At 43.4% G+C, this 25,937-nt stretch carries 17 protein-coding genes; 6 read left to right on the top strand and 11 right to left on the bottom strand.

Annotation, left to right across the window (positions count from 1 at the left end):
• Nucleotides 1-194 precede the first annotated feature (194 nt).
• The 3 genes from ODU50_RS04800 to ODU50_RS04790 all read left to right on the top strand — a co-directional run bounded on the left by ODU50_RS04800 (nucleotide 195) and on the right by ODU50_RS04790 (nucleotide 3,791).
• Nucleotides 195-1,367, top strand: coding sequence for an NAD(P)/FAD-dependent oxidoreductase (locus tag ODU50_RS04800; protein WP_203181237.1), 1,173 nt, complete (start codon nucleotides 195-197; stop codon nucleotides 1,365-1,367).
• Between the two features lie 93 nt (nucleotides 1,368-1,460).
• Nucleotides 1,461-2,159 carry an ATP-binding cassette domain-containing protein gene (locus ODU50_RS04795; RefSeq protein WP_024384214.1) on the top strand — a complete coding sequence of 233 codons (699 nt, stop codon included), beginning with the start codon at nucleotides 1,461-1,463 and terminating at the stop codon, nucleotides 2,157-2,159.
• 9 nt (nucleotides 2,160-2,168) lie between these two features.
• Nucleotides 2,169-3,791, top strand: a complete 1,623-nt coding sequence (locus ODU50_RS04790; protein ID WP_398581339.1) for a hypothetical protein — start codon at nucleotides 2,169-2,171, stop codon at nucleotides 3,789-3,791.
• A 220-nt stretch (nucleotides 3,792-4,011) separates the two neighbouring features.
• On the opposite strand, the gene ODU50_RS04785 is transcribed toward ODU50_RS04790, so the two are convergent.
• The 8 genes from ODU50_RS04785 to ODU50_RS04750 all read right to left on the bottom strand — a co-directional run bounded on the left by ODU50_RS04785 (nucleotide 4,012) and on the right by ODU50_RS04750 (nucleotide 20,005).
• The gene (locus tag ODU50_RS04785; protein WP_398581338.1) at nucleotides 4,012-11,937 is read right to left on the bottom strand and encodes a DUF1542 domain-containing protein; all 7,926 of its coding nucleotides are present in this window, start codon (nucleotides 11,935-11,937) and stop codon (nucleotides 4,012-4,014) included.
• A 461-nt stretch (nucleotides 11,938-12,398) separates the two neighbouring features.
• The gene (locus ODU50_RS04780; RefSeq protein WP_398581337.1) at nucleotides 12,399-13,421 is read right to left on the bottom strand and encodes a YeiH family protein; all 1,023 of its coding nucleotides are present in this window, start codon (nucleotides 13,419-13,421) and stop codon (nucleotides 12,399-12,401) included.
• A 9-nt stretch (nucleotides 13,422-13,430) separates the two neighbouring features.
• On the bottom strand, nucleotides 13,431-13,754 hold the full coding sequence (locus ODU50_RS04775; RefSeq protein ID WP_012774916.1) for an AzlD domain-containing protein: 324 nt from the start codon (nucleotides 13,752-13,754) through the stop codon (nucleotides 13,431-13,433).
• Nucleotides 13,741-14,442, bottom strand: coding sequence for an AzlC family ABC transporter permease (locus tag ODU50_RS04770; protein WP_141604891.1), 702 nt, complete (start codon nucleotides 14,440-14,442; stop codon nucleotides 13,741-13,743). Before ODU50_RS04770 ends, ODU50_RS04775 begins: the two co-directional genes overlap by 14 nt.
• A gap of 274 nt (nucleotides 14,443-14,716) precedes the next feature.
• Nucleotides 14,717-16,918: an alpha-galactosidase gene (locus tag ODU50_RS04765; protein ID WP_105148027.1), complete on the bottom strand. Its 2,202-nt coding sequence runs from the start codon at nucleotides 16,916-16,918 to the stop codon at nucleotides 14,717-14,719.
• 9 nt (nucleotides 16,919-16,927) lie between these two features.
• Nucleotides 16,928-17,758: a carbohydrate ABC transporter permease gene (locus tag ODU50_RS04760; protein ID WP_011921761.1), complete on the bottom strand. Its 831-nt coding sequence runs from the start codon at nucleotides 17,756-17,758 to the stop codon at nucleotides 16,928-16,930.
• Between the two features lie 10 nt (nucleotides 17,759-17,768).
• A complete protein-coding gene (locus ODU50_RS04755) occupies nucleotides 17,769-18,662 on the bottom strand; it encodes a carbohydrate ABC transporter permease (RefSeq protein WP_002939305.1) in 894 nt (297 codons plus the stop codon).
• A gap of 68 nt (nucleotides 18,663-18,730) precedes the next feature.
• A complete protein-coding gene (locus ODU50_RS04750; RefSeq protein ID WP_105148028.1) occupies nucleotides 18,731-20,005 on the bottom strand; it encodes a sugar ABC transporter substrate-binding protein in 1,275 nt (424 codons plus the stop codon).
• A 214-nt stretch (nucleotides 20,006-20,219) separates the two neighbouring features.
• Here ODU50_RS04750 and ODU50_RS04745 point away from each other — a divergent pair, with 214 nt between their 5' ends.
• A complete protein-coding gene (locus ODU50_RS04745; protein WP_024382108.1) occupies nucleotides 20,220-21,056 on the top strand; it encodes an AraC family transcriptional regulator in 837 nt (278 codons plus the stop codon).
• 37 nt (nucleotides 21,057-21,093) lie between these two features.
• On the opposite strand, the gene tsaD is transcribed toward ODU50_RS04745, so the two are convergent.
• Genes tsaD through tsaB form a run of 3 tightly spaced genes read right to left on the bottom strand, consistent with a single transcriptional unit; the run spans nucleotide 21,094 to nucleotide 23,211 of the window.
• Nucleotides 21,094-22,101: a tRNA (adenosine(37)-N6)-threonylcarbamoyltransferase complex transferase subunit TsaD gene (gene tsaD / locus ODU50_RS04740; protein WP_105148029.1), complete on the bottom strand. Its 1,008-nt coding sequence runs from the start codon at nucleotides 22,099-22,101 to the stop codon at nucleotides 21,094-21,096.
• Complete coding sequence (gene rimI / locus ODU50_RS04735; RefSeq protein WP_105148030.1) at nucleotides 22,091-22,531, bottom strand: ribosomal protein S18-alanine N-acetyltransferase; 441 nt, start codon at nucleotides 22,529-22,531, stop codon at nucleotides 22,091-22,093. The genes tsaD and rimI overlap by 11 nt, the downstream gene beginning before the upstream one ends.
• The gene (gene tsaB, locus ODU50_RS04730) at nucleotides 22,528-23,211 is read right to left on the bottom strand and encodes a tRNA (adenosine(37)-N6)-threonylcarbamoyltransferase complex dimerization subunit type 1 TsaB (RefSeq protein ID WP_105148031.1); all 684 of its coding nucleotides are present in this window, start codon (nucleotides 23,209-23,211) and stop codon (nucleotides 22,528-22,530) included. Before tsaB ends, rimI begins: the two co-directional genes overlap by 4 nt.
• A 675-nt stretch (nucleotides 23,212-23,886) precedes the next feature.
• On the opposite strand from tsaB, the gene ODU50_RS04725 reads away from it, so the two are divergent.
• Together ODU50_RS04725 and rnjA are read left to right on the top strand one after the other, a co-directional pair.
• Nucleotides 23,887-24,117 (top strand): DNA-dependent RNA polymerase subunit epsilon, encoded by a 231-nt coding sequence (locus ODU50_RS04725; protein ID WP_002938523.1) that lies wholly within the window; start codon nucleotides 23,887-23,889, stop codon nucleotides 24,115-24,117.
• A 3-nt stretch (nucleotides 24,118-24,120) separates the two neighbouring features.
• On the top strand, nucleotides 24,121-25,800 hold the full coding sequence (rnjA, locus tag ODU50_RS04720) for a ribonuclease J1 (RefSeq protein WP_002938522.1): 1,680 nt from the start codon (nucleotides 24,121-24,123) through the stop codon (nucleotides 25,798-25,800).
• Nucleotides 25,801-25,937: the final 137 nt, after the last annotated feature.

Here is a 25,937-nt window from a genome sequence, read left to right as displayed (position 1 = left end):
ACCTGGATTCACAATGCAGCTTCCACAAAAATACTTTACTTGTACATACAAGCTCTTGATAAAAACTAATTTCCCTTAGTCTAAGTATACTCCCCTATCCCGTCAATGGTCTTCCGCAATTTCAAGGAAAAACTCCACAAATCATAGCAAAGACCCAAACTACTTTCTTGATGAAAATATGATACAATAAAGGCATGAATACAGTAGATACCATTATTATCGGAGCGGGACCTGCTGGCATGATGGCCGCTATTTCTTCCAGCTTTTACGGCAAGAAAACCCTGCTCCTCGAAAAAAACAAGCGTTTGGGCAAGAAACTGTCTGGCACAGGCGGCGGACGTTGCAATGTGACCAACAACGGTACACTAGAAGACCTGCTGGCTGGCATTCCCGGCAATGGCCGCTTTCTTTACAGCGTCTTTTCTCAGTTTGACAACCACGACATCATGAATTTCTTTCAAGAAAACGGAGTCAAACTCAAGGTGGAAGACCACGGCCGTGTCTTTCCGACCACCGATCGCTCCCAGACCATTATCAAATGTCTGGAGATGAAGATGCTGGAAAACGGCGTGGACATCCGCACAGGAACTGAAGTCGTGTCCGTCCACAAGATTGATGACCTCTTTCATGTCAAGACCAGCGAGGAAGTCTTTACAGCTCCCCAGCTCATTGTCACCACTGGCGGCAAGACCTATCCTTCCACTGGCTCAACCGGTTTTGGACACGACATTGCCCGCCACTTCAAGCTGGAAGTCACGGAGATTGAAGCCGCAGAAAGCCCTGTCCTGACCGACTTCCCCCACAAGAAGCTTCAAGGCATTTCCCTGGACGACGTCACCCTGACCTACGGCAAGCACGTCATCACCCACGACCTGCTCTTTACCCACTTTGGCCTGTCGGGGCCCGCTGCCCTTCGTCTGTCTAGTTTTGTCAAAGGCGGCGAAACCGCATTTCTCGATGCTCTGCCGACCCATTCTGACCAAGACTTGTTTGAGCATTTAGAAAAGAACAGAGAAAAATCCGTCAAGAATGCTCTTTCTGAACTCATGCCAGACCGCCTAGCCGACTTTTTTGCGGAGAACTACGACTGCAAGGTCAAACAGGTCTCCCAAAAAGACCTGACTGAACTGGTCACTCTCCTCAAAGCCTTACCGATTAAGATTACAGGTAAGATGTCCCTAGCCAAGTCCTTTGTGACCAAGGGAGGCGTTGACCTCAAGGAAATCAACCCCAAAACCTTGGAAAGCAAAAAGGTCCCTGGCCTCCACTTTGCTGGTGAAGTCTTGGACATCAATGCCCACACAGGTGGCTTTAACATCACCTACTGTCTGGCAACTGGCTGGGTGGCGGGGAGTTTGCATTACTAGTTTTTACATCAAGTTCAAGCAAAAATTTGCTTGAATTTTTTTGTTTATTGTTGTATGATAAATCCATAACAATATAACAAAAGGAGATTGGCTATGCAACTGAAACTGTCTTCTATTTCTAAAAAATTTGATCACAAGATTATTCTGGAGGATGCCAGTTTTCAATTTGAACAAGGCAAGATTTACGGCTTGCTAGGACGGAACGGGGCTGGTAAGACAACCTTGTTTAACTGCATTGCCCGAAATCTGACCTTGGATAGTGGCTCGATTCAGTTTGTAAAAGGCGAAGAAACTCTTGACTACGATAATACAGACATCGGTTTTACCCAGACCTATCCACAATTACCTGCTTTTATGACTGCCTACGAGTTTGTCCGCTTCTATATGGACATTCACAAGGATAAACTCAAATCTCCTCGCAGTCCAGAAGAATGGCTGAACTTGGTCGGTATTGGAGAAGAAGACCAGCACCGTCTGCTCAAGGATTTTTCCCACGGTATGCAGAACAAGGTCCAGCTACTCCTGTCCCTGATTGTCCAGCCACCTGTCCTTCTCTTAGATGAGCCGCTGACTTCCTTTGACCCTGTGGCTGCCCACGAGTTCAAACAGCTGATTCGGGAGGCTAAAAAGGATTCCGTTATTATCTTTTCCACCCATATCTTACAACTGGCTCAAGACCTCTGTGACGAGATTGTTTTACTACATCACCAAGAACTACAGGCTGTTCCGAGTGACAAGCTCCATGATCCTGACTTCGAACAGGAAGTAGTTGCCTTGCTGACAGCAGATTAGGAGAAACCTATGAAAACAATATTACGTTATTCTTGGTATCAGGAAAAATATAACCTCCATCGGTCAGTCAATGGATTCTTCTACTATCTTCGGAAACTGCCGCTTATGGGAAAGTGCATTCCAGAGAGTATTTTCAAGTCTTACAGCTTTAAGTCTAGTCTCTTTTTGGTCCTGCACATCTTATCCATCCCCAGTCGCTTTCTGGTCAAGGGCTTCTGGTTGCTCTTTCATTTCTACCACGCTTCTTTCTGGATGAATATGCTAGTCAATGGGGAGCTGACCTTTTGGAAAATTCTCCCAAACACTTGGCTCCTTGGCTTTATGTTCTGGCTTTTGTTTGTCGGACTAAGCTATCGTTTGGGGAAGAGCTTAGACCCTGTTATCTCTAAAGCAGATCGAGAATTTATGCAGAATTTCAGCCTGTCACAATCCAGCTTTCTTCAAAGCCAACTTTTTATCGAGCCTATCCTGACCACTATTTACTACCTGCCAGCCTTAACCATTTTTTGCATGATAACCAAGGAGTGGTTAGTTTTTCCTATTGGTTTGATGACAGTGCTGGCAGGTCATCTAGCTGGCCATGCCCTCAATCGTCTGCTCTTTGAACGTCGTATCTTTTCCCGTCGCAATTCGTGGCATGCTTGGCTATGGATCGCGTTTGTTTTTGTTTTATATGTTTTGGCTATTGTCTTCCGTAATCAGCTCTCCTTAGGCATGCTAGTCCCTATCCTGCTTGTCCAACCATTTCTGATTTGGTTTAGCTATGGTTATTTGAAGCAACAAACCAACCACCTAGACTATCTTTCCTACTGTATGGACGAGTCCTTGCAAATGGATAAGAAACTTTTTGAGATGACCAAGGGAAATGAATACACTCGCCAGGGTTTGCAGATGCAGGCAAAACTCAATGCGAAAACAGGAAAGGACCTGTCCCACCTGTCTGGCATGACCTACTTAAATGCTCTGCTATTTGACCGCTACAAAAAAGTCCTCTATAAGAAGGTGCAGAACTGGGTCTTGGCAGTAGTCGTGATTCTGGCAGCCCTGGAGGGGATTCGTTACTTTTTAGATCCGTTTACCTTTACGGAAGCCTACTTGCTCCAATTCCTACCGCTTTCCTTCATGATTATGTATGTAGCTTCGTCGGGCAAGGTGGTCGCTCAAATGGTCTTTGTCAACTGCGATATTTCCATGCTTCACTATCCCTTCTATCGAGAAGCTAAGACTATTATCGCTGGTTTTAACTACCGATTTTTGCAGACCTGCAAGCTCAATCTGATTTTTGCGACCTGCCTCTTTTTGGCTATCATGGTACTGGGGCGGTTTGCCTTTAGTTTGGAAACCATTCTACTAACTGCCCTGCTCCTGCTGAGTTTGACAGCCCTCTTTTCCTTCCACGATCTCTTTATCTACTATATCCTCCAGCCTTTTACCAATGACATGGATGTGGTCAATCCCCTCTATAAATTTCTCAGCGGTGCTCTCTACTGGGTGGCCTATCTCAACACCCGAATCAATGTAGGCAGCCACACCTATATCCTGCTGGTTTCCCTGGCTATGATTGCCTATGTTAGCATCGGTTACTGGATTTTATTGAAAAAAGCTCCGCAGAATTTTAGATTGAAAGCATAAAAACAGCCTCTCGCAAGAGAAGGCTGTTTTTTAGGTATGACGAGCATGTCGTATCAAAAAAAAATCCAAAGTCGAATGACTTTGGATTTTGGGGTTTCGATAGATAATAACTGATACCTACCAATCATAGTGAAGGAATTTCCTTGCTATAAAAGAGTATCATACTACTATCTTCTAGGAAAATTGCGGCTTCCAAAAGAGTTCTGAGGAAGAGCTTATCTTAAGCTTCTTCGTCTCTTCTTCTCTTTGCTGCAAGAAGTGCTAATCCGAGTCCAAGAGCTACTAATCCGAGTGAAGTTGCTGAACTTGCTTCCTCACCAGTATTCGGTAATTGCTTAGCTTTCTTCTCAACATTATTAGCATTTGTAGTAACTGATTTAACTTTCACTCCTGCTGCAGAATTATTTTCGTCTACTGCCACAACTTCAGCTTCTGCTGAATCAGAACTATTTCCAACCTCGTCTTTAGAGTATGCTGTAACAACTGTACCTGGCTTAATAACAGAACCTGGAACGATTACTTGCCCAGTCACAGGGTCCACAATCACCACTGTATTACTTGCTGTCCATAAACCATCCGTACCTTTCGTAACAACTACAGTTTGCGGCTTACCATTGTTATCTACGTATGAAACAACAATCTCAACAGCTTTTTCAGACGGTACAATCACAATATTACCTTTGCCATCATTTGCGACCGTAGGAGCAGTTTTATCTGCCTGCTTCACAACTTCTACTGGTGATAGCAAATCAATAGTTCCATCTGGATATTTAATTGTCACTGAAGCATCCTTAGAAACATTAATCTCTGTTCCTTCTGGGAGGTTATTGTTCTCTTTAAGGAATGCCTTGATACGAGCAATTTCTTTTTCAGTCAAGTTATTTGGATCAACCACTGGTGTTACTTTCGCAGCTGGTTTAATTAGAGCTGCCATTGGAAGTTTGATTTTTTCCAACTCTTGATGAGTTCTAACACCATTGATTAAAACAATCGCTTCCTCAACAGCTTTATCAATTTCAGATTTAGCCGCTTCCTTAGCTGCGTCTGTCAAGTTCGGATTGGAGTCAATGACTGACTTAGCGGATTCTGCTTCTTTACCAATCTTGTTCTTAGCATCTTGTTTCGCTGCGTCAAGAACATCCTTAGCGATGGCTGAGACGCCTTTATCCTCGGCTGATTGTGCGTCGGATGGACTTGTTGAGGCATCAATTGCTTCTGTCGCAGCTTGAGCATCTGCATCTACCGCTTTCTTAGCTGATTCCTTCTCTGCATCTGTCAGGTTCGGATTGGCATCAATTGCTGACTTAGCTGCAGCAACTTCTTTGGCAATCTTGTTCTTAGCATCTTGTTTCGCTGCGTCAAGAACATCTTTGGCGATTGCGCCTACGCCTTTATCTTCCTCGGCTTGAACTGCATCTGGAGTTGATGCCTTAGCAATAGCATCTGTCGCAGCTTGGACAGCTGTATCCACTGCTTTCTTAGCGGATTCCTTCTCTGCATCTGTCAGGTTCGGATTGGCATCAATTGCTTCTTTAGCTGCATCAACTTCTTTGGCAATCTTGTTCTTAGCATCTTGTTTCGCTGCATCAAGAACGTCTTTGGTGATAGCGCCTACGCCTTTATCCTCTGCCGATTGCGCTTCGACTGGACTTGTTGAAGCATCAATTGCTTCTGTCGCAGCTTTAGCATCAGCATCTACCGCTTTCTTAGAAGCTTCCTTCTCTGCATCTGATAAGTTCGGATTGGCATCAATTGCTGACTTAGCGGCGTCAACTTCTTTAGCAATCTTGTTCTTAGCGGCTTGTTTCGCTGCATCAAGAACATCTGTAGCAATAGCTGAGACGCCTTTATCTTCCTCGGCTTGAACTGCATCCGGAGTTGATGCCTTAGCAATTGCGTCTGTCGCAGCTTGGGCAGCTGTATCTACCGCTTTCTTAGCTGCGTCTTTCTCTGCATCCGATAAGTTCGGATTGGCATCAATTGCTGACTTAGCTGCATCAACTTCTTTGGCAATCTTGTTCTTAGCATCTTGTTTCGCTGCGTCAAGAACATCTTTGGCGATTGCGCCTACGCCTTTATCTTCCTCGGCTTGAACTGCATCTGGAGTTGATGCCTTAGCAATAGCATCTGTCGCAACTTGGGCAGCTGTATCCACTGCTTTCTTAGCTGATTCTTTCTCTGCTTCTGACAAGTTTGGATTAGTATCGATGGCTGACTTAGCGGATTCTACTTCTTTAGCAATCTTGTTCTTAGCATCTTGTTTAGCGGCTTCAAGCTCACCATCTTTCACAAGTGAAGTCAACCCATCAATCGCAGCCTTATCTGCAATTTTCTGTGTTTCTTTAGCTTTTTCAAGATCTGCTAGGGCTTGTGTTTTTTCTGCTTCTTGTGTAGCCTTAGTTGCATTGTCATGAATGGTTTCTAAAGTTTTTGTCACAACGTCAGTTAGCTTTTTAATTTCGGCTTGCTTATCTTCATCTGACAAGTTTGGATCTTCCTTGATAGCTTTGAGCGTATCTTCTGCAAGCTTCTCTACTATTCTAGTTGCTTCTTCTTCTTCCGTTCGGATTGCTTCCTTAGCTAATTCTTTATCCTTAGCCAATTCAACTGCATCTCTAGCTTCTTTACCTGTATCTGTCAAGCTCTTTTCACCAGCAAGTTCCGCCGCTTTCGCATCTTCTGCAGTAGTAGCTTTATGAATCTCATTTGTTGCTACCCTAGCAGCTTCTTCAAGAGCTGCTTTTCCTTTATCTACAGCATCTTGAAGAGCCTCCTTAGCAATTGCTTTCTCCGCATCAGTCATAGTTGACGCATCAATGGCTTTTTCTGCTTCTGCTTGCTTATCTTTGAGTTTTTTGATTTCATCTGCCAACTTAGCAGCAATAGCACCTTTAGCATCTGCCTTAGCAGTAATCAAATTGATAGCTGCTACACCTTTGTCCTCTTCTACTTGAACCGCCCCTGGAGTTGACGCTTTATCAATTGCGTCTGTTGCTACCTTAGCTGCCTCTTCTACTGCATTCTTAGCTGATTCCTTCTCTTGTGGAGTCAAGTTTGGATTAGCGTCAATAGCTGACTTAGCAACGTCAACTTCTTTAGCAATCTTGTTCTTAGCGTCTTGTTTCGCTGCGTCAAGAACATCTTTGGCGATAGCACCTACGCCTTTATCTTCCTCGGCTTGAACTGCGTCTGGAGTTGATGCCTTATCAATAGCATCTGTCGCAGCTTGGGCATCAGCATCTACCACTTTCTTAGCTGATTCTTTCTCTGCGTCTGTCAAGTTTGGATTAGCGTCAATGGCTGACTTAGCGGCGTCGGATTCTTTAGCAATCTTGTTCTTAGCATCTTGTTTAGCTGCATCAAGAACATCTTTAGCAATGGCTGCAACACCTGCATCCTCTTCTTTTTGAACATCTGCTGGGCTGGTTGCAGCTGAAATAGCGTCGTTAGCTTTAGCTACTTCTGCATCTACCGCATCGGTGAAGGTTTTCTTCTCTGCATCTGTCAGGTTCGGATTGGAGTCAATAGCTTCTTTAGCAACTGCTGCATCTTTAGCAATCTTGTTCTTAGCATCTTGTTTCGCTGCGTCAAGAACATCTGTAGCGATGGCTGACACGCCTTTATCTTCCTCAGATTGAACTGCATCTGGAGTTGATGCCTTATCAATTGCATCTGTTGCAGTTTGGGCAGCTGTATCTACTGCTTTCTTAGCAGCTTCCTTAGCTTCATCTGACAAGTTCGGATTGGAGTCAATAGCTTCTTTAGCGGCTGCTGCATCTTTAGCAATCTTGTTCTTAGCATCTTGTTTCGCTGCGTCAAGAACATCTTTGGCGATTGCGCCTACGCCTTTATCTTCCTCGGCTTGAACTGCGTCTGGTTTTAGCGCCTTATCAATAGCATCTGTTGCAGTTTGGGCATCTGTATCTACTGCTTTCTTAGCAGCTTCCTTAGCTTCATCTGACAAGTTCGGATTGGAGTCAATAGCTTCTTTAGCGGCTACTGCATCTTTAGCAATCTTGTTCTTAGCATCTTGTTTCGCTGCGTCAAGAACATCTTTAGCAAGTGCAGCTACACCTTTATCCATTTCTGTCTGAACTGCGTCTGGGGTTGTAGCTTCATTAATTGCAGTTTTAGCCTTGTCAAGATTTTTTTGAACATCTTCAAGTGCTTTGTCTACTTGTTCTTTAGTCAAGTTTGGATTTTTTGCAATATCCTCTTTAGCTCTAGCTGCATCTTTCTCGAGCTGATTTAAAACATCTCGTTTAGTAGCTTCAAGCTCACCATCTTTCACAAGTAAATTCAACTCATCAATCGCAGCCTTATCTGCAATTTTCTGTGTTTCTTTAGCTTTTTCAAGATCTGCTAGGGCTTGAGCTTTTTCTGCTTCTTGCGTAGCCTTATCTGCATTGTCACGAATGGTTTCTAAAGTTTTTGTCACAGCGTCAGTTAGCTTTTTAATTTCAGCTTCCTTAGCTTCATCTGACAAGTTTGGATCTTCATTGATAGCTTTGAGCGTATCTTCTGCAAGCTTCTCTACTATTTTAGTAGCTTCTTCTTTTTCTGTTCGGATTGCTTCCTTAGCTAATTCTTTATCCTTAGCCAATTCAACTGCATCTCTAGCTTCTTTACCTGTGTCTGTCAAGCTCTTTTCGCCAGCAAGTTCCGCCGCTTTCGCTTTTTCTGTAGTAGTAGCTTCATGAATCTTATTTGTTGCTACCCTAGCTGCATCTTTAAGATCTGCTTTTCCTTTATCTACAACATCTTGAAGAGCCTTCTTAGCGATTGCTTTCTCCTCATTAGTCATAGTTGACGCATCGATGGCTTTTTCTGCTTCTGCTTGCTTATCTTTGAGCTTTTTGATTTCATCTGCCAACTTAGCAGCAACGGCACCTTTAGCATCTGCCTTAGCAGTAATCAAATTGATAGCTGCTACACCTTTGTGCTCTTCTGCTTGAACTGCATTTGGAGTTGACGCTTTATCAATTGCGTCTGTTGCTACTTTAGCCGCCTCTTCCACTGCATTCTTAGCTGATTCCTTCTCATCTGGAGTCAAGTTTTGATTGTCGTCAATCGCTTTCTTAGCTGATTCTGCTTCTTTGGCAATCTTGTTCTTAGCATCTTTCTGAGTAGCTTTAAACTCTTCTGCATCAATAGCCTTCACTCCATTGCTTGTCGCTGTGTCAACTTCGGCTGGAGTTGACGCCTTATCAATAGCGTCTGTCGCCACCTTAACCGCGTCTTCTACTGCCTTCTTAGCTACATCTTTCTCTTCTGGAGTCAGATTCGGATTGGCTTCAATGCCTTTCTTCGCATCGTCTGCTGCTGCTTGAAGTTCTACTTTGGCAAGATCTTTGTCAGCCTTATCCTCCACTGCTTGAACTTTTTCTGGGGTAGGTTGCGACAAAATGTCAGATTCGGCGTTATTAACAAGCTCATCTACCTTAGCAATAGCTTTTGCTTTCTCTTCTGGAGTTAAGTTTGGATTAGCATCAATAGCTGCCTTAGTTTCTTCGCTATCTTTTTCAAGCTTATTCAAAGCATCAAGTTGGGCTGCGTTAATAACATCTTCATTGTATGCAATTTCCGCTTCGTCAATTGCTGCCGTAATTTCATCAGTATTTCTAGCATTATTGATTTTCTCAACTGCAACTTCTTTAGATTCTTTAATATCATCAAAGTATGCTTTTTTCTCTTCTTCTAACAAGTTTGGATTATTGTTAACTTTTTCCAATGCCTCGAATGCTTTGTTTTCAACTTCTGCTTTTGCTAGTACTTTTTCCTTCGCCTGGTTAATAGCTTTTTCACCCGCATCTTCTGCATTAATCAGAGCAGATTCACCATCAACCTTAGCCTCATCGATTTTTGAAACGGTTGTAGCTTTATCAATTTTTTCTTTAGCTTCTATCGCCTTGTTTTCTAAGTCTTTCAAAGCATCCCCAGCAACGGCAGTAATAGCATCCTTAGCAGCCTTTCTCTGTTCTTCTCTCAAAGAAAGATCATTATCAATTTCAGCCAGTGCTTCATCACGTTTTGTTTCAAGCTCTTTGGTTACCTCAGCCAACTTATCGTCAATCGCCTTTTTAGCCTTCAACTGAGCCAAATCTTCTTGATTAACCTTGAACGACACATCCACTGTATCCGTAGAATTATCTGGATATGTCACAGTTACTGGAACAGTAACATCAACTTCTTGATTAGCCGGTGCTTTAACCGAAACTTCACCTGTCTCACTTACTGAAATTTCATAACCAAGTGCTTGTTTTTCAGATAAGAATTTTGGCTCCACTGCATAAGCCGTACCTGCAGGTGCTGTCGTCGCTACGTTTGTCTTCTGACCATCAACCACTTCCTCTTTTGTGAAGGTGATTGGTTGTGTCGCTGCTGCACCACTTCCTGGCACCAAGCTAGTATTCTCGTCAGCTTTAGCTGTCAAAACATCTGAATATTTAGGAATGATAACCTTGACTGTAACATCCTTGTATACATTTGATGCTGTCACAACACGAACTTTTACATCATATTCGCCTGGATCAGTCGGAACTTTTTGATCTGGTGCCAAATCCATACGATAGATATCCATTGGGTTAGGATAGAAAGTTGTACTGTTCCCAACTTTAACTTCAACCTTTTCAAGGATTTCGTCCTTAGTTACCGTTTGACCTGCTTGTTTTTCTACCTTACCTTTTGCAACTGCATCAAGGATAAAGGTCAACTGACGTTGATCATCTGAACCAATCAATTGGAAGAGGTTTGTCGTTCTGTCAGCATTATCTGTCACCGTAATCGCACGTGAATAGTAACCTTCAATTCCTTTTTTAGGTGTTCCTACCGCATAGAGATCTGTATTACCTGCTGTCGTACTAACTTCTGGAGTAATCGTATAACCTAATGAATCTCCACCGCTAGTTACTGCTGATTTGATACCATCTTTGTCTTTAACAGTAGCTATTTTCACCTTATTTACATTATCTGCAACATAGGTCCCATCTGCAACAGTTGCAATCGCAGTATTGTTAAAGACAAATATTTCGTGTTTTTCGACAGCTACTGTACGTGTATCATTTACCGGTACCCAGTTATAGATTGTTTGACCGTACTTGTTGGTTGTTTTAACACGAACTTCGTAATTTTCACCTGCTGGTAAGGTATCTAGGGTTGTAGCTGAAAGGCTTTTGACAATTGTGTCTCCTGTTAATCGATAGCCAATAATTTCACGGCTATAGTTGCTAGGATCCACCACAAGGTCACTATTGGCATTGTGACTAACAGATTTATCAATAACCAATTTGTCAAAAATAGCTGCTTCAGTCAGATCAGTAACATTTGCTACGGTTAAAGGTGTACTATCTTTTAATTTATCTGTATATGCAACTAGGTAGAATGGATTACTATAAGTAGCATTATTTTCTGTATCTGTCGCTATAATACGGCGACCTGCCATGTCACCTGCTGCCCAAGGGAATGAACCTGTTATGTAGCCTTCTTTAGTAAGTGTAGATGTCGTTCCATTTGGACCATCCAGATGATTTAATGTTGCAGGTTGCTGACCATTATAAACAATAGCATCTGGATTCTCCAAGGTATAACTTTGAATGTTAGATGGGATAATGTATGAAACGGTAAAGCTATCATTATTTGGATCTGTGATTGGGAACATTTGTTTTGCGTCAGCTATATTAATAACTGGAGCGGCATTTTGGCTACCCGTTTCTGTTTCCGTGGTCCCAGTCACCTTACCAAAAACATACACAACATGATAAATCTTGTTGTCACCTGTTTTACCATTTATCAACTTACCACTCGCATCTTTAGGAAGATCCCCAATAGTCGGAATAACTGGGGCTTGGTTTGTTACACTAGCATTCAGCGCCTCCGGCAAGATTTCAGCTGCACGGTTTTCTACGTCCGTTCGAACTGCTTCGATTGGTTCCTTGGGTTCTTCTTCCGTTTTAGTCTCATTTCCAAGGTCTTGGTTAGCTGGTGCTACAGCTGCCTCTGCTTCTGTCACTGTGTTAGCATGAACAACTGGGCTGTTTGCGATTGCTCCTCCCAAAATAACGTTTGCAATGACTGCCGAAGCTAGACCAAAGCTAAATTTGCGAAAAGAAAAACGTTGTTCTTTTCTGAACATATCTTTATAAGACATGATATCCTCCTATATTTTACTGGCGAATGCCATCATTTCTGGTTCTTGTAACACCATGTACAAAAACACACCTCCTGCTTTAAAAACTTAGCAGAAGGATACCCAGTAGATTATTTATTTTAAAGTAGACAGAATATTTTCATCCAGAGTATATAAAATTTCTACTTGAATACCGTCACCATTATACTCCTTATGCCTCAAAGATACAAGAAAAAATCTGTTATTTTTGAGTTTTTTTGAAAAATTTACTGAAAATCTATCATATTTATATAAAGGAAGACAAATGTCGTGTAAACAGCCTACTTAAAAAGGCAATTCAATTACATTTTAAACAAACCATAACTAGTTTTGAGTTGTTCAACGGTACCAAAAACCGAGCGACAAAAACCCTGTGGCACTGCGATTTACTTCTCAAAAATTGTTTGAAATAGGAAATAATGTCTTTCCCACTCACATTTCTCTTACCAGATCTCCAAAATTGCTTGCCAGACCAGTGTCAACCCAGTCACTCCCAGCCAGCAAACCAGACCAACCATGAGAGCCGCTTTGCCATTTTTCACCAAGGCAAACACATTTGTCCGCAAACCAATCGCCACCATAGCCATACAAATGAAAAATTTAGAGAGGGACTTCAGCGGAGCAAACCAATCTGCCCCTATACCAAATCCACCCGCTATCGTTGTGATTAGACTAGCTAAGATAAAATACAAGATAAAGGTCGGAAAACCTGTCAGGAGGGACTTCTTATCTGCCTTGAGACCCTTTCCTCGGGTTTGCCAAATTGCTAAGACTGTTGTAATCGGGATAATGGCTAAAGTTCGTGTTAACTTAACCGTCACTGCTGTATCTAAGGTCTGACTGCCTAGACCATATAAGCTATCCCAGGTCGAAGCTGCTGCTGTCACAGAGGAGGTATCATTGACCGCCGTTCCGGCGAACATCCCAAAGGCCTGACCCGAATCTGTCGAAAACCCAAGCCACGTTGCTAAAGTCGGAAAGACCAAAGCTGCCAAGACATTAAAAAGAAAGATGACCGAGATAGCTTGTGCCACATCCTCATCATCTGCCTGAATAATGGGAGCTGTCGCCGCAATGGCTGACCCTCCACAAATAGAGGTACCAACGCCAATCAAGGTCGCCAGAGGAGATGAAATCGGCAACCATTTCCACATCAAAAATGCCAAAAACAAAGCGAAACTGATGGTTGAAAGAATAATTGGAAGAGACTGACGCCCCACTGCCAAGACCGCTGATAAGTTTAATCCAAATCCCAAACAAATCACAGCATACTGTAAAATTTTCTTGGAAGTAAAGGTTAAGCCTGACTGAAATGCATTTTTACTTGAAAAATAGGGATACAGGCTCATCCCGATTAGAAGAGCAAAAACAGGCCCACCCACAAGTGGAAATAAATGACCTAACCACTGACCCGCCAAAGCCAAAAAGAAACAAAGTCCGACACCTTTGGCATTTTCCTTTACCATAAAAACCTCCTAAAATATCAAACGTAATAACGCGGTTGTAACAACGCCAACCAAGACTGCTAAAAGGATATTTTTTGTTTTCAAAACCACAAAAAATGTCGGAAGAATAGCTAAGCTTTCCACAGGGAGAAAACTTGGCAAGGAGCCAACTTTCTCATCCATAATACTGGAGAGGGTCAATGCAAAAATGATAGTGATTGGCAAAAAGCTGAGGAATTTCACCAACTTTGGAGGGAGAGATTTATTTTGTGTCAGGACAAAAGGTAGGACACGTGGCACCCAAGTCACTAGGGCCGCCATTAGAATAATCAGTAAAATATTAGTTTTTATCATCAATCATCACCCCCACAAAGCAACCTAAGAGTGTCGACAAGAGCACCGCCACATAGGACGACACCATCATAGACAGACCGATATAGGCCAGACCGACTGCCAGCAGAATCAAGCCAATTTTTTTCAGCGGAATGGTCCGAACCATAGCCTCTAACTGACCTGCAAAAATACCGACAAACATGGCAACCAAGGCAAAGTCCAATCCAAACTGCTCAGGATTTGGAATGAGACCACCAATCAGATTGCCGAGAGTCGTGAATGTAACCCAAGAGGCGTAGCTTGCAAAATTATTTCCGTACATCCATTCTGGAGTAATGGTATGATGCTCAATCTGCTTACGCAAAAGAACTGCATAGGATTCATCCGTCACAAAGGATCCTATCAAGATATTCGACCCTAAACGATTTCCTTGAAAAATAGTTGTCGCATGCAAGCACATCAGAAAATTTCGCAGGTTGACAAAGAAAACGGTTACTGCAATGGATAACAAAGGTGCACCTGCAAAAATCATGGCACACATGACAAATTGAGCACTCCCGGCATAGATTAATAGGCTCATCAGCCCCATCTCCACAGTAGAAATGCCCGAATTAACCGATACGACTCCGCAGGCTAGACCAATACTGGCATAGCCCAATACAGTGGGAATGGCATCGCGCATCCCTTCACGAAAAGCATATTTCTTCATTCATTATCTCCCTTCCTCTCACTAATTGATTGAAGAATTATTCTCTCATTTTCTCACATTGCAACCCGTTTTTCAAGAATTCTTATATCTAATACTCAATGAAAATCAAAAGTAGCCTAGGAAACGAAGCCGAAGATAGAACTGGAGTTCATCAAGGCAAGTTGACAACGGATAATTTTGATTTTCGAAGAGTATAAGTAGAGGTCTTGCCCTTATTGATGTACTTTCTGCATAAAATAGACCCAGCCGATAGCTGGGCCTATGGATAGGGAGGCTACTGTTGTTTCTGAAGGACCATCAAACAAGAAGTAAAGTCCTTATTGTCTCCAACATGGTCCCCATGTCGAATCGACAAACCTGTATGCATTAATTGGCTACCAGTATAAACTTCTCCATCAAGGTGATAGACCGCTTCCTCTTCCAACCCCTGCAAGTACAAGCGTTGATAGGCAAGATTGGCAGTTGTTAACCGACGGTAATAACCCACGATGACTTGCTGACCATCCGAGGATTGGACCTGCCAAGCCGTTATTTCTCCATCGAATGGACTTTTCAGACGAGTGAAAATACCCTGTTGGAAAATCTTACGGTGAGTCTTGTAAAAGGCAATCTGCTCTTTCATCTCTTCCAACTCTTCTTGGCTACACTCAAACAAATCCAATTCATAGCCAAAACTTCCAAAGAATGCAACATTGGCACGTGTGTTTAGTGGAGTAGCACGCCCCAACTGCTGATTTGGACTAGCTGACACATGACAACCCATACTATTCAAAGGATAGACCATGCTCGTTCCATATTGGATTTTCAAGCGTTCCATGGCGTCCGTGTCATCGCTGACCCAGGTTTGCGGTGCATAGTAGAGCATCCCTGGATCAAATCTAGCTCCACCACTTGAACAAGATTCGAATAAGACTGTCGGAAAAGCTGCTATCAGGCTATCATATAAACGGTAGAGATTGAGAATATAGCGATGGAAGGTCTCACCTTGTCGATCCGCCTCCCGTGTACATGTAAAGACCTCTGTCATATAGCGATTCATGTCCCACTTGATATAATCAATATCATGCTCAGCCAACAGCCGATGGAGTTGGTCATGAATATTTTGATAAACATCCTCCCTCGACAAATCCAAAGTATATTGGTGGCGTCCGTGCGATTGACTATGCTGAGGATGATGGAAAATCCAGTCTGGATGCGCTCGGTATAGATCGCTGTCCCTATTGACCATTTCAGGTTCGATCCAAAGTCCAAATTTCATTCCCATAGCATGAACTTGGTCAATAATCCCTGTCAAGCCACTTGGCAATTTCTCTCGGTTGACCGTCCAATCTCCCAAGCCTGCTCGGTCATGGTTTCGCTTGCCAAACCAACCATCATCCATGACAAAGAGTTCAACACCAAGACCTGCAGCCTCTTTAGCCAAGGAAAGAATTGTTTCCTCATCAAAATCAAAACTCATGGCTTCCCAGTTGTTCAAGAGAACAGGCCTTTCTCTATCACGCCAATAGCCACGCACCAGATGTTTTTGGAAGAGGCGGTGATAGGTTTGGCTCATGCCATTCAAACCATGCTCGCTATAAACCATAACAACCTCAGGCGTCTGGAACTCTTCTCCCTTATCTAATGTCCAAGAAAAACGCTCAGGATGGATTCCCATACTCACTCTTGTTTTTTGGAAAGAACTCACATCCACCTGCGCCAAAAAGTTTCCGCTATAGACGAGCGAGAAGCCCAATACCTCTCCCTGTTGCTCATCTGCAGTTGGGCGTTTCAAAGCCATAAAGGGATTGTGCTCCGCACTACTAGCCCCTTTGAGACTGTAAATAGACTGACAACCTTGATGAAGAGGCGATAGTTGCAGATGCCGCTCACGCCCCCAAGCCCCATCCAAATGCAACCAATCATAGTCCATATCAGGCAGACAAAGTGTCATACTCAAGGCACGGTTCAAACAGACAGATTGTTCTCCGAGTTGTTCAAAACGAGCAGAGCGAGTCACCGCTGGATAATCTCGAAAAATCGTATAAGACAAGACCAGGCGGGTCTGCGACTCTTCATCCAACAAATAAATATCCAAACTATCTGCCTGTCCCTCCTCATCCAGATAGAGATGAGGAAGACCCTTCAAAGCCGATCGCCCAGCATAAATCACATGACCTTGATACACAAAGTGCGACAGGCTACTACCGTCCTTCTGCACCAACTCAAAAGTCGGAGAAAAATAGTCCGTTGTACCATAACAAGCAAATTCAGGATTGGCATATTGGAGCGAAAAGAAACGGTCATCGTCTTCTACAAAGGAAGTCAAAGCACGATACTCATCTTCACGCACATACTGATAGGAAGCTGTTTCTGTTACACGCTTTCCATAATACAAACTACCAATATGACCATTAGGCAAGACCGTCAACACATAGCTAATAAACTCATTGTAAAGATGGAATTCCTTTGTCTTTTCATGAAAGATAATTCCCATTGTAGCCTCCTATAATTTTCCACCAGATGTCGCAATCCCTTGGATGAACTGCTTCTGGAATATCACATACAGTACCAACATCGGCCAAATAGCCAAAACACTTGCAGCCATGAGCTGAGGATAGTTAACAGCGTAAGCTCCCTGAATCTTAGAAAGTGCGCTAGACAGGGTAGCCTTGTCCGCTTCTGAGTTGATAATCAATGGCCACAGCAAATCCTTGAAAGCAAACAAAGCCGTAAAAATCGCTAAGGCAATCAAGCCAGACTTGGCCAAAGGCAACATGACCTTAAAGAAGGTCTGCCCAATATTACAACCATCCAATTTTGCAGATTCCTCCAATTCTTTTGGAAGACCCATGAAAAATTGACGGAGCAAGAATGTCCCAAAGGCACTGACAATTCCTGGGAATACCAGAGCAAAAATCGTATTGCGCATACCAAGTTGGTCAATCATCAAATACTGAGGAATGACGAATAACTGAGGTGGCACCATCATTTGAAAGAGGACCAGACCAAACAAGAAATTCCGCCCAGGAAACTCCAGTCGAGCAAAGGCATAAGCTGCCATAGCTGAAAACATAACCGAGCTAAAGATACGCCATAACATCATCAAAATGGTGTTCAGATAGAGTATCGGAAAATTATTAGTCCGAATAGCCTCCGTATAATTGCTCACCATCCAGTTACTTGGTAAAAAGTGGAAAGGATTCATCTGAGTGGATTCGGTTACCGTTTTAAAAGACGTCAACACCATCCAAACAAATGGGATCAGCATGCCCATTGCCACTAAAATCAAGAAGGCATGCATCCAGATTGTTGATTTAAAAGCTGATTGTTTCACATGAACCTCCTTAACGGTAATGCACCCATTTTTTCTGTACCTTCATCTGAACGAAAGTAATGACAAGAATAATTAATAACAACAACATGACGATGGTGGAGCCATAGCCCTTATCCGAATATTTAAAGGAATTATTGTAAAACAGATAAACCAGAGATACTGTCTTATCATAGGCAGGACTACGAACATCCTCCATCATATAGATAACATCAAAGACTTGCATGGATTGAATGACACTGGTTACCACAACAAAGAACAGGGTTGGTGAAACCAAGGGCAGGGTAATGGAGAAAAATTGCTTGGCCGGACTAGCTCCATCAATGCGAGCTGCCTCATAAAAATCCGTTGGAATTTCTTGCAAACCAGCTAAAATTAAAATCATACTATAACCAACCGTACTCCAAATTCCAATCAAAGCGATTGAGTATAGAGCAATCTTTGGATCTTCAATCCAGTTCACAGCACCCAGTCCCAAACGACGCAAGATATAGTTAATCAAGCCGAAGTCCGTATTGTAGAGCCATTTCCAAACCATGGTCACCGCGGCTGGTGCTGCCACCATAGGCAAGAAGAAAATGGTTCGATAAATATGCTTACCTTTAATCTTAGAATTAAGCAAAACTGCAAGCAACATGGCCAAGGCAACGGTAGCTGGAACAACTAGAATCGTATATTTCAAGGTATTCCATGTCGCCTGCCACACTTGCGCATCCCCTAACATGCGTTGGTAATTTGCCAAGCCGACAAAGATGTCACCTTTGCCGAAATCTCCACTCTTATGAAAACTCATCTTCATGGTTTGGAAAATAGGAATAATATTGAGCACGATTAATCCAATAATGGTCGGTGCTACCATTCCCCATCCCCAAATTGCCTCATTTAAACTTCCTTTTTTTCGGAACATCTTATCCCCATCCTTCTTCATTTTAATAAGAAGGTCTGGGGAAGAATCAACTTCCCAAGACCTCCTACCTATTTTTCAGTTGCTAATTCAGCATTCATCATATCAGCTGTTTCTTTGGCAGCTTCTTCAGTTGCTTTTTCTCCAAGATAAGCAGGTTTCAATAGCTCATAAGCCTTATCTTCCCACTTGATGGTTGTTTGTGAATATGGACGAATCAGTGCATAATCCACCATGTCAACATAATTCTTGATAGTAAAGTTTTTGTTTGAATCTACCCAAGTATCTGCCGCGCCTTTATAAGCCGAGATTGCCACACCAAGTGTTGCCTGCATTTCTTGTGCCTCTTTTGAGCTGAGGTATTCAACCCATTTCCAAGCAGCATCTGGATGTTTAGTGGTAGCAGCAATGGCATGACCCAATCCATTAAAGATGGTTGCACGAGTTCCATCTGGACCTTTTGGCAAAACAGCTACATCAGCATTTTCACGAATGTAGTCATTAGCAGTGAAACCAGATAAATTCCAAGAACCGAAGACGCTCATAGCCACTTGACCGTTTTGGAATGCTTCGGCCCGCTCTTTATCTACTGTAATAGCCGGTGAAATTTTTTCTTTGACAAAGCTAAAGTAGTAATCCAAAGCCTCAATGGTCTTAGGATCAGCATAGCCTGATTTCAAATCATCAGTAATAACCTTACCACCATTTTGATAGATAAAGTTGTAGTAGCCCTCTTGGTTACTCAAACCAGCACCGAAACCATACTGACTACCATCTGGCTTGGTCAATTTCTTCGCTACTTCTTTCAACTTATTCCAATCCCAAGTATCATCTGGATATGGAATGCCTGCTTCGTCAAACAATTTCTTATTGTACCAAAGACCGATTGTATCGAAATCTTTTGGAATAGCGTACTGCTTACCATTTATGTTGTAGATTTCATTCAAACCATCTGGGAAATTAGCTAGTTTGGCATCTTCACTCTTGGCTAAGTATTCATCCAATGGCAATAGCATTTCATTGGAACCATAGCGATAAATCTCATTTGAATGCATCCAGAAGGTATCAGGCAATGAACCACCTGTCGCACCAGCTTCTAACATGGTCCAGTAGGAATCCCAGTCCGATACTTGAATATTGATTTTAATATCTGGATTCTTTTTCTCAAACTCATCCGCAATCTTTCTCAAACCAGGCTCTTGACCAGAATCCCAAATAGCATAGGATATTTCTGTCTTTCCTGAACTACTTCCTCCCGTAGTTTTGCTAGACTCAGTCGAAGTAGAACACGCTGCCAGCAGGCCTGCAGCCGCAAGCAAGGTAACATAGCGACCAATTTTCTTCATGATAATACTCCTTTTCTTTTGTCGAATACGTCGACGAACTTTGTTATTTCTACTATAACTATAACATGTAAGCGTTTTATAATCAAATAGGAATATTTGACATATTCCATATGATTTTGGGATATTTTTTAATTTTTTCAAATAAAATGTCACATTTACATATAAATATGCTATACTAATTGTAAGCCTTTACACTTTTGGTATGGAGAATACGATGAAAATACAACCTGAATTTTACGTCTTTAATAACAGATCCTATGTAGATTTTTACCCCATCCAATTTGGCATGGAAGCCTGTAAGCCACTTCACTCATTCGGCCCAACTATGAAACAACACTACCTGTTTCACTACATCATCTCTGGTTCAGGTACTTTTTACGATACCTCCGACCAACGTGAATACCACCTAACCGCAGGACAGGGCTTCCTTATCTCCCCAGAAGCTATCTGTAGCTACGAAGCAGACGAAAAGGACCCCTGGACCTATATTTGGCTTGAGTTTGACGGTCTGAAAACCGAGCATTTTCTCAGACAAGCAGGACTCTCAAAAGAACAACCTATCTTTTCGCAACGAGAAATGCCAACCTCTAGCCCTGTCTACCATGAAATGAAACAAATTCTCGCGCTCCATCATCAAAAAAGTGCTCTAGTTCTCGGACACCTTTACCTCTTTATCTCCTGCCTCATTGACTGTTCGCTAACCAAAACAAGTAGCAAACACGATGAAAACAAGGAATTTTATATACGAGAGGCCATCAACTTCGTAGAACGAAACTATGAGAAAGCTATATCCGTTGATGATTTGGCACAAGTGTGCAACCTCAATCGCCACTACTTCAGTCGGCTATTCAAGGAGCAAATGAACATCTCACCTCAACAATTTATCATCCAATACCGACTCAGTGAAGCCTGCGAACTCTTAAAAAACACCACTAAGACACTACAGGAAATTGCTGAAGAAATCGGCTACTCCAACCAATTCAATTTTTCAACTGCTTTTAAAAGACATTACCAAATTTCTCCAAATCGCTGGCGAAAAATCCACAAATAAACCTCTTACAGATCTTTCATCGTAAGAGGTTTTTATTCTATAAATTCTCAAAAGCCAGACTTGGCTTTGCATTTAAATCCCAGCCAGCAGTATTTTCTTTGTTATATTCACTAACAGCTGCCAAGGCAACCATGCCCGCATTATCACCGCAGAGGCGAAGCGGGGGAATGATAACCTCCACATCGGTAATTTCAGCAGCCATCCGCTCTCGCAAGCCCTGATTAGCTGCCACACCGCCCGCTACCACCAAGGTCTTGACAGGGTATTTCTCCAAGGCCTTCTTGGTCTTAGCCATGAGGATGTCCATAACACAGGCTTGGAAAGAAGCTGACAGGTCCGCGTTGGACAAGGTTTCCCCTTTCTGCTGAGCATTGTGGTAGAGGTTGATAAAGGCGGATTTCAAACCAGAGAAAGAAAACTCCAGATTATCCTCCTTAATCATAGCACGAGGGAAATCATAAATGTCCTGCCCCTCATGTGCCAATTCGTCAATCACCCGACCAGCTGGATAGGGCAGGCCCATGACCCGTCCCACCTTATCATAGGCCTCTCCGACCGCATCATCTCGCGTTTCACCGACAATCTTGTAGTCACCTGCCTCTGACACATAGACCAACTCCGTGTGTCCACCGCTGACCAAGAGGGCCAAGAGCGGAAACTCCAACTCCTTGACCGCACGCGCCGCCATCAAATGCCCTGCCATATGATTGACAGGAATGAGTGGCAGACCGTTAGCCCAAGCAAATGCCTTGGCAGCCGAAATCCCAACTAGCAAGGCACCGACCAAGCCAGGCCCATAGGTCACAGCCACAGCCGTCAGGTCCTCTGCCGTCACATTTGCCTCCAACAAAGCCTCCTCGATACAAGCCGTAATCACTTCCACATGGTGACGGCTGGCCACTTCAGGCACCACCCCGCCAAACCGCTGGTGGCTGGCAATCTGGCTAGCAATGACATTGGACAAAAGCTCCGCATCATTTCGCAAAACAGCCACCGAGGTCTCGTCACAGGAGGTCTCAATCGCCAAAATCAATCTATCTTTCATTCCGTTCTCTCTTCATTAGCACCGCGTCCTCGACAGGATTACGGTAGTAGTCTTTTCGTTTTCCTATTTTGGTAAAATGCTGGCGTGTATAGAGGGCCTGAGCTGCACTATTGGACTCCCTCACTTCGAGGAAGATGTCTCCATCCCAGTCCATCACAGCAGCCATCAGCTGACTGGCGATTCCCAACCTCTGAAAATCAGTCTTGACAGCAATCTGCAAGATTTCCATCTCATCCAGCACCGTCTGCACTGCCAAAAATCCGACTAGCTCCTGACCCTCATAGGCCAGATAATAATCCTCATCCTGACTAGCCATACTGGACACAATCTGCTCCAAGGTCCATGGAGACTGCTCATAAACCGACTGCATAACTGCCAAAACAGCCTCTGCCAGATTTTCCTGACCGTCGTAGTGTTTAATCTCTATCATACACGCTTGATATAACCTTCTGAACCAGCTTGGTTGTCCTTGAGCCAGTTCTCCTCTGCCTCTACTCGCTTGAGATAGTTGGGCTCAAAGCTGGTGACATCTACTGCTGGCAAGTCTTGACCAATCACCGCCAGCTGATAGGCAGACGGCAGACTAGTTTGGTAATGGGCAGTTGGCAGAGCTTGCTCGATTTGATTGATAAAGTTTTCCACTTCTCCGACAAAGGTGATGTTTTCCTTGCCAGACAGGCTAGAAAGTAAGTCTTCAAAAGACCAGTAGCGGTCTGCCTCGACTGCTCTGCCATTTTCATAAACACCTGCATAGACATGGTTACGGCGGGCATCGATGAGGGGGACCACCAGACCCGTCAGGCTAGGCGGAACCAGGGACTGAAGACTGGATAGCCCCACCAAGTCGATCTTGAGGGTGTAGGCCAAGGTCTTGGCAGTCGCCACCGCCACCCGCAGACCCGTGTAGGAGCCAGGCCCCTGAGCGACCACAATCCGCTCCAAGTCTTTAGGCGTCCAGCCCACCTGTGCTACCAAAAAATCGACCACAGGCATGAGGCTGATACTATGATTTTTCTTGACAGCCAGCAGGGTTTCCGCCTGCAAGCGACCATCCTCCACCAAGGCAACCGATAAGGCCTGGTTGGAACTGTCTAGGGCTAATATTTTCATAAGTTTCTCTTTCTTTACGTCATTCGGTTTGCTTTTATTACTGCGACGCATGAGGGAACTTCGTTTCCGTATTTCCCACTTCAAATAATTTCATCATTATTTGAACTCGCTTTGCCGTACTCCAGTACAGCCCGCAGCTCGTTACCTAGTACTAAAAGTAAACTGAAAGACTTTTCAATGCTACTCTCTATTGTAAGCTATCTTGGATATTTTTTCAAATAATGAAAAGAATCGGTTGTGATTTCAAGTTGGTTATCGGATAGAATCGATTTGTCATCCCAGCATTTCATATCTCCATCTGACAGTTGAATTGTATTGTTCATTACACAATCTCAACTATCCCAACACACTCGGAATCCTAGCTCACTTTTCTGACTCATCCCCTCTTTTGATGCCTTGAAAATTCCGCTTTCATTTATTGTAATACCTAAAAATATATTTGCATTTCTCGCTCATTTATCCATTTAATCACTGCTTGTTTCTGAAAATCATGACACTTTTCCATTTTCTTATCTAACCCTTTTACCATCAGCATATTTTATGGTATAATGAAGAGTACATTTAGACTGAATAAATTGACAACTCGAGAAAATTGAATAGGCATTACCAGACAGCCCCAACTGTTTGGGGCTTTTTTCATAGTTGCCAGTCAAAAAGAAAGGAACTATACTACACATGATTTATAAAGTATTCTATCAAGAATCAAAAATTAGCCCACGTCGCGAGCAAACACGTGCTCTTTATCTAGACATCGATGCTGCATCAGAATTGGAAGGTCGTATTATCGCGCGTGAATTGGTGGAAACCAACCGCCCTGAATACAACATCGAATTTATCGACCTCTTATCAGACAATCATCTTGAATACGAGAAAGAGCACGCAGATTTCAAAATTACGGAGTTTTAATCCATGTCATCAGTCAATCTAAAACCTCATGAAGTTGGCGTTTTCGCCATCGGTGGTTTGGGAGAAATCGGGAAAAATACCTACGGTATCGAGTACAAGGATGAAATTCTCATCGTCGATGCCGGTATCAAGTTCCCAGAAGATGACCTATTGGGTATCGACTACGTTATCCCAGACTACTCCTACATCGTTGAAAACCTAGACCGCGTGAAAGGTCTGGTTATTACCCACGGGCACGAAGACCACATCGGAGGCATTCCCTTCTTACTCAAGCAAGCTAATGTCCCAATCTATGCTGGACCTTTAGCCCTCGCCCTCATTCGAGGCAAATTGGAAGAACACGGACTGCTCCGTGATGCGACTTTGCATGAAATCAATCATAATACAGAGTTGACCTTCAAACACCTCAAAGTCAGCTTCTTCCGTACCACCCACTCCATTCCAGAGCCACTTGGTATTGTCGTTGACACCCCGCAAGGAAAAATCGTCTGTACCGGTGACTTCAAGTTCGATTTCACTCCAGTTGGCGAGCCAGCAGACCTTCACCGCATGGCTGCCCTCGGTGAAGAAGGCGTTCTCTGCCTCCTCTCCGACTCGACAAATGCTGAAGTCCCAACCTTTACCAACTCGGAAAAAGTGGTCGGTCAGTCCATTATGAAATTGATTGAAGGCATCCACGGACGCATTATCTTTGCTTCCTTTGCCTCCAACATCTTCCGTCTCCAACAGGCGGCTGATGCAGCGGTTAAGACCGGACGCAAGATTGCTGTCTTTGGACGTTCCATGGAAAAGGCTATTGTTAACGGTATCGAGCTCGGCTACATCAAGGTGCCTAAGGATACCTTCATCGAGCCAAACGAGATCAAAGAATACCCTGCCAGCGAGATCATGATTCTCTGTACAGGGAGCCAAGGGGAGCCTATGGCAGCACTCTCTCGCATCGCCCACGGTACCCACCGTCAAGTGCAACTCCAGCCAGGCGACACGGTTATCTTCTCGTCCAGTCCTATTCCGGGAAATACCACAGGTGTCAACAAGCTCATCAATATCCTGATTGAAGCCGGTGTCGATGTGATTCACGGCAAGATCAACAACATCCATACCTCTGGGCACGGTGGTCAACAAGAGCAAAAACTCATGCTCCGCCTGATCAAGCCAAAATACTTCATGCCTGTCCATGGTGAATACCGCATGCAAAAAATCCATGCTAGCCTAGCTGTTGATACAGGCGTTCCCAAAGATAATATCTTCATCATGGAAAACGGAGATGTCCTTGCTCTGACAAAAGATTCTGCACGTCTCGCAGGTCAATTCAACGCCCAAGACATCTATGTTGATGGAAACCGCATCGGTGAAATCGGCGCAGCTGTTCTAAAAGACCGCCGCGATCTTTCAGAAGATGGTGTTGTCCTTGCAGTAGCCACTGTCGATTTTAATTCTAAGATGATATTAGCAGGGCCAGACATCCTCAGTCGCGGTTTTATCTATATGAGAGAATCTGGCGAGCTCATTCGCGAAAGCCAACGCGTCCTTTTCAACGCTATCCGCATCGCCATGCGCAACAAAGACGCAAATATCCAAACAGTCAACGGCGCCATTGTTAACGCCCTACGACCATTCCTATACGAAAAAACAGAGCGTGAACCAATCATTATCCCAATGATTCTGACGCCTGACCGATAACACACTAAAAGAGGCTGGGCAAAAACTAGCTTCTCACATATAAAAAACGAGCAATTCCAATTAGGAGTTGCTCGTTTTCCACTTCATGCTTTATAATTATAATAACCACAAAACAACTAGAAAGGCATGAAAATGTA

This window comes from Streptococcus sp. 2020WUSS084 (assembly GCF_044427445.1).
Classification (GTDB): domain Bacteria; phylum Bacillota; class Bacilli; order Lactobacillales; family Streptococcaceae; genus Streptococcus; species Streptococcus suis.
The sequence above is the reverse complement of the archived record's forward strand: the minus strand, read 5'-3'. Positions and strand labels throughout refer to the sequence as shown.

Coding starts and splice junctions, on each gene's coding strand:
- ODU50_RS04800 (WP_203181237.1), top strand. CDS start 195: ATGAATACAGTAGATACCATTATTATCGGAGCGGGACCTGCTGGCATG.
- ODU50_RS04795 (WP_024384214.1), top strand. CDS start 1,461: ATGCAACTGAAACTGTCTTCTATTTCTAAAAAATTTGATCACAAGATT.
- ODU50_RS04790 (WP_398581339.1), top strand. CDS start 2,169: ATGAAAACAATATTACGTTATTCTTGGTATCAGGAAAAATATAACCTC.
- ODU50_RS04785 (WP_398581338.1), bottom strand. CDS start 11,937: ATGTCTTATAAAGATATGTTCAGAAAAGAACAACGTTTTTCTTTTCGC.
- ODU50_RS04780 (WP_398581337.1), bottom strand. CDS start 13,421: ATGGTAAAGGAAAATGCCAAAGGTGTCGGACTTTGTTTCTTTTTGGCT.
- ODU50_RS04775 (WP_012774916.1), bottom strand. CDS start 13,754: ATGATAAAAACTAATATTTTACTGATTATTCTAATGGCGGCCCTAGTG.
- ODU50_RS04770 (WP_141604891.1), bottom strand. CDS start 14,442: ATGAAGAAATATGCTTTTCGTGAAGGGATGCGCGATGCCATTCCCACT.
- ODU50_RS04765 (WP_105148027.1), bottom strand. CDS start 16,918: ATGGGAATTATCTTTCATGAAAAGACAAAGGAATTCCATCTTTACAAT.
- ODU50_RS04755 (WP_002939305.1), bottom strand. CDS start 18,662: ATGTTCCGAAAAAAAGGAAGTTTAAATGAGGCAATTTGGGGATGGGGA.
- ODU50_RS04750 (WP_105148028.1), bottom strand. CDS start 20,005: ATGAAGAAAATTGGTCGCTATGTTACCTTGCTTGCGGCTGCAGGCCTG.
- ODU50_RS04745 (WP_024382108.1), top strand. CDS start 20,220: ATGAAAATACAACCTGAATTTTACGTCTTTAATAACAGATCCTATGTA.
- tsaD (WP_105148029.1), bottom strand. CDS start 22,101: ATGAAAGATAGATTGATTTTGGCGATTGAGACCTCCTGTGACGAGACC.
- rimI (WP_105148030.1), bottom strand. CDS start 22,531: ATGATAGAGATTAAACACTACGACGGTCAGGAAAATCTGGCAGAGGCT.
- tsaB (WP_105148031.1), bottom strand. CDS start 23,211: ATGAAAATATTAGCCCTAGACAGTTCCAACCAGGCCTTATCGGTTGCC.
- ODU50_RS04725 (WP_002938523.1), top strand. CDS start 23,887: ATGATTTATAAAGTATTCTATCAAGAATCAAAAATTAGCCCACGTCGC.
- rnjA (WP_002938522.1), top strand. CDS start 24,121: ATGTCATCAGTCAATCTAAAACCTCATGAAGTTGGCGTTTTCGCCATC.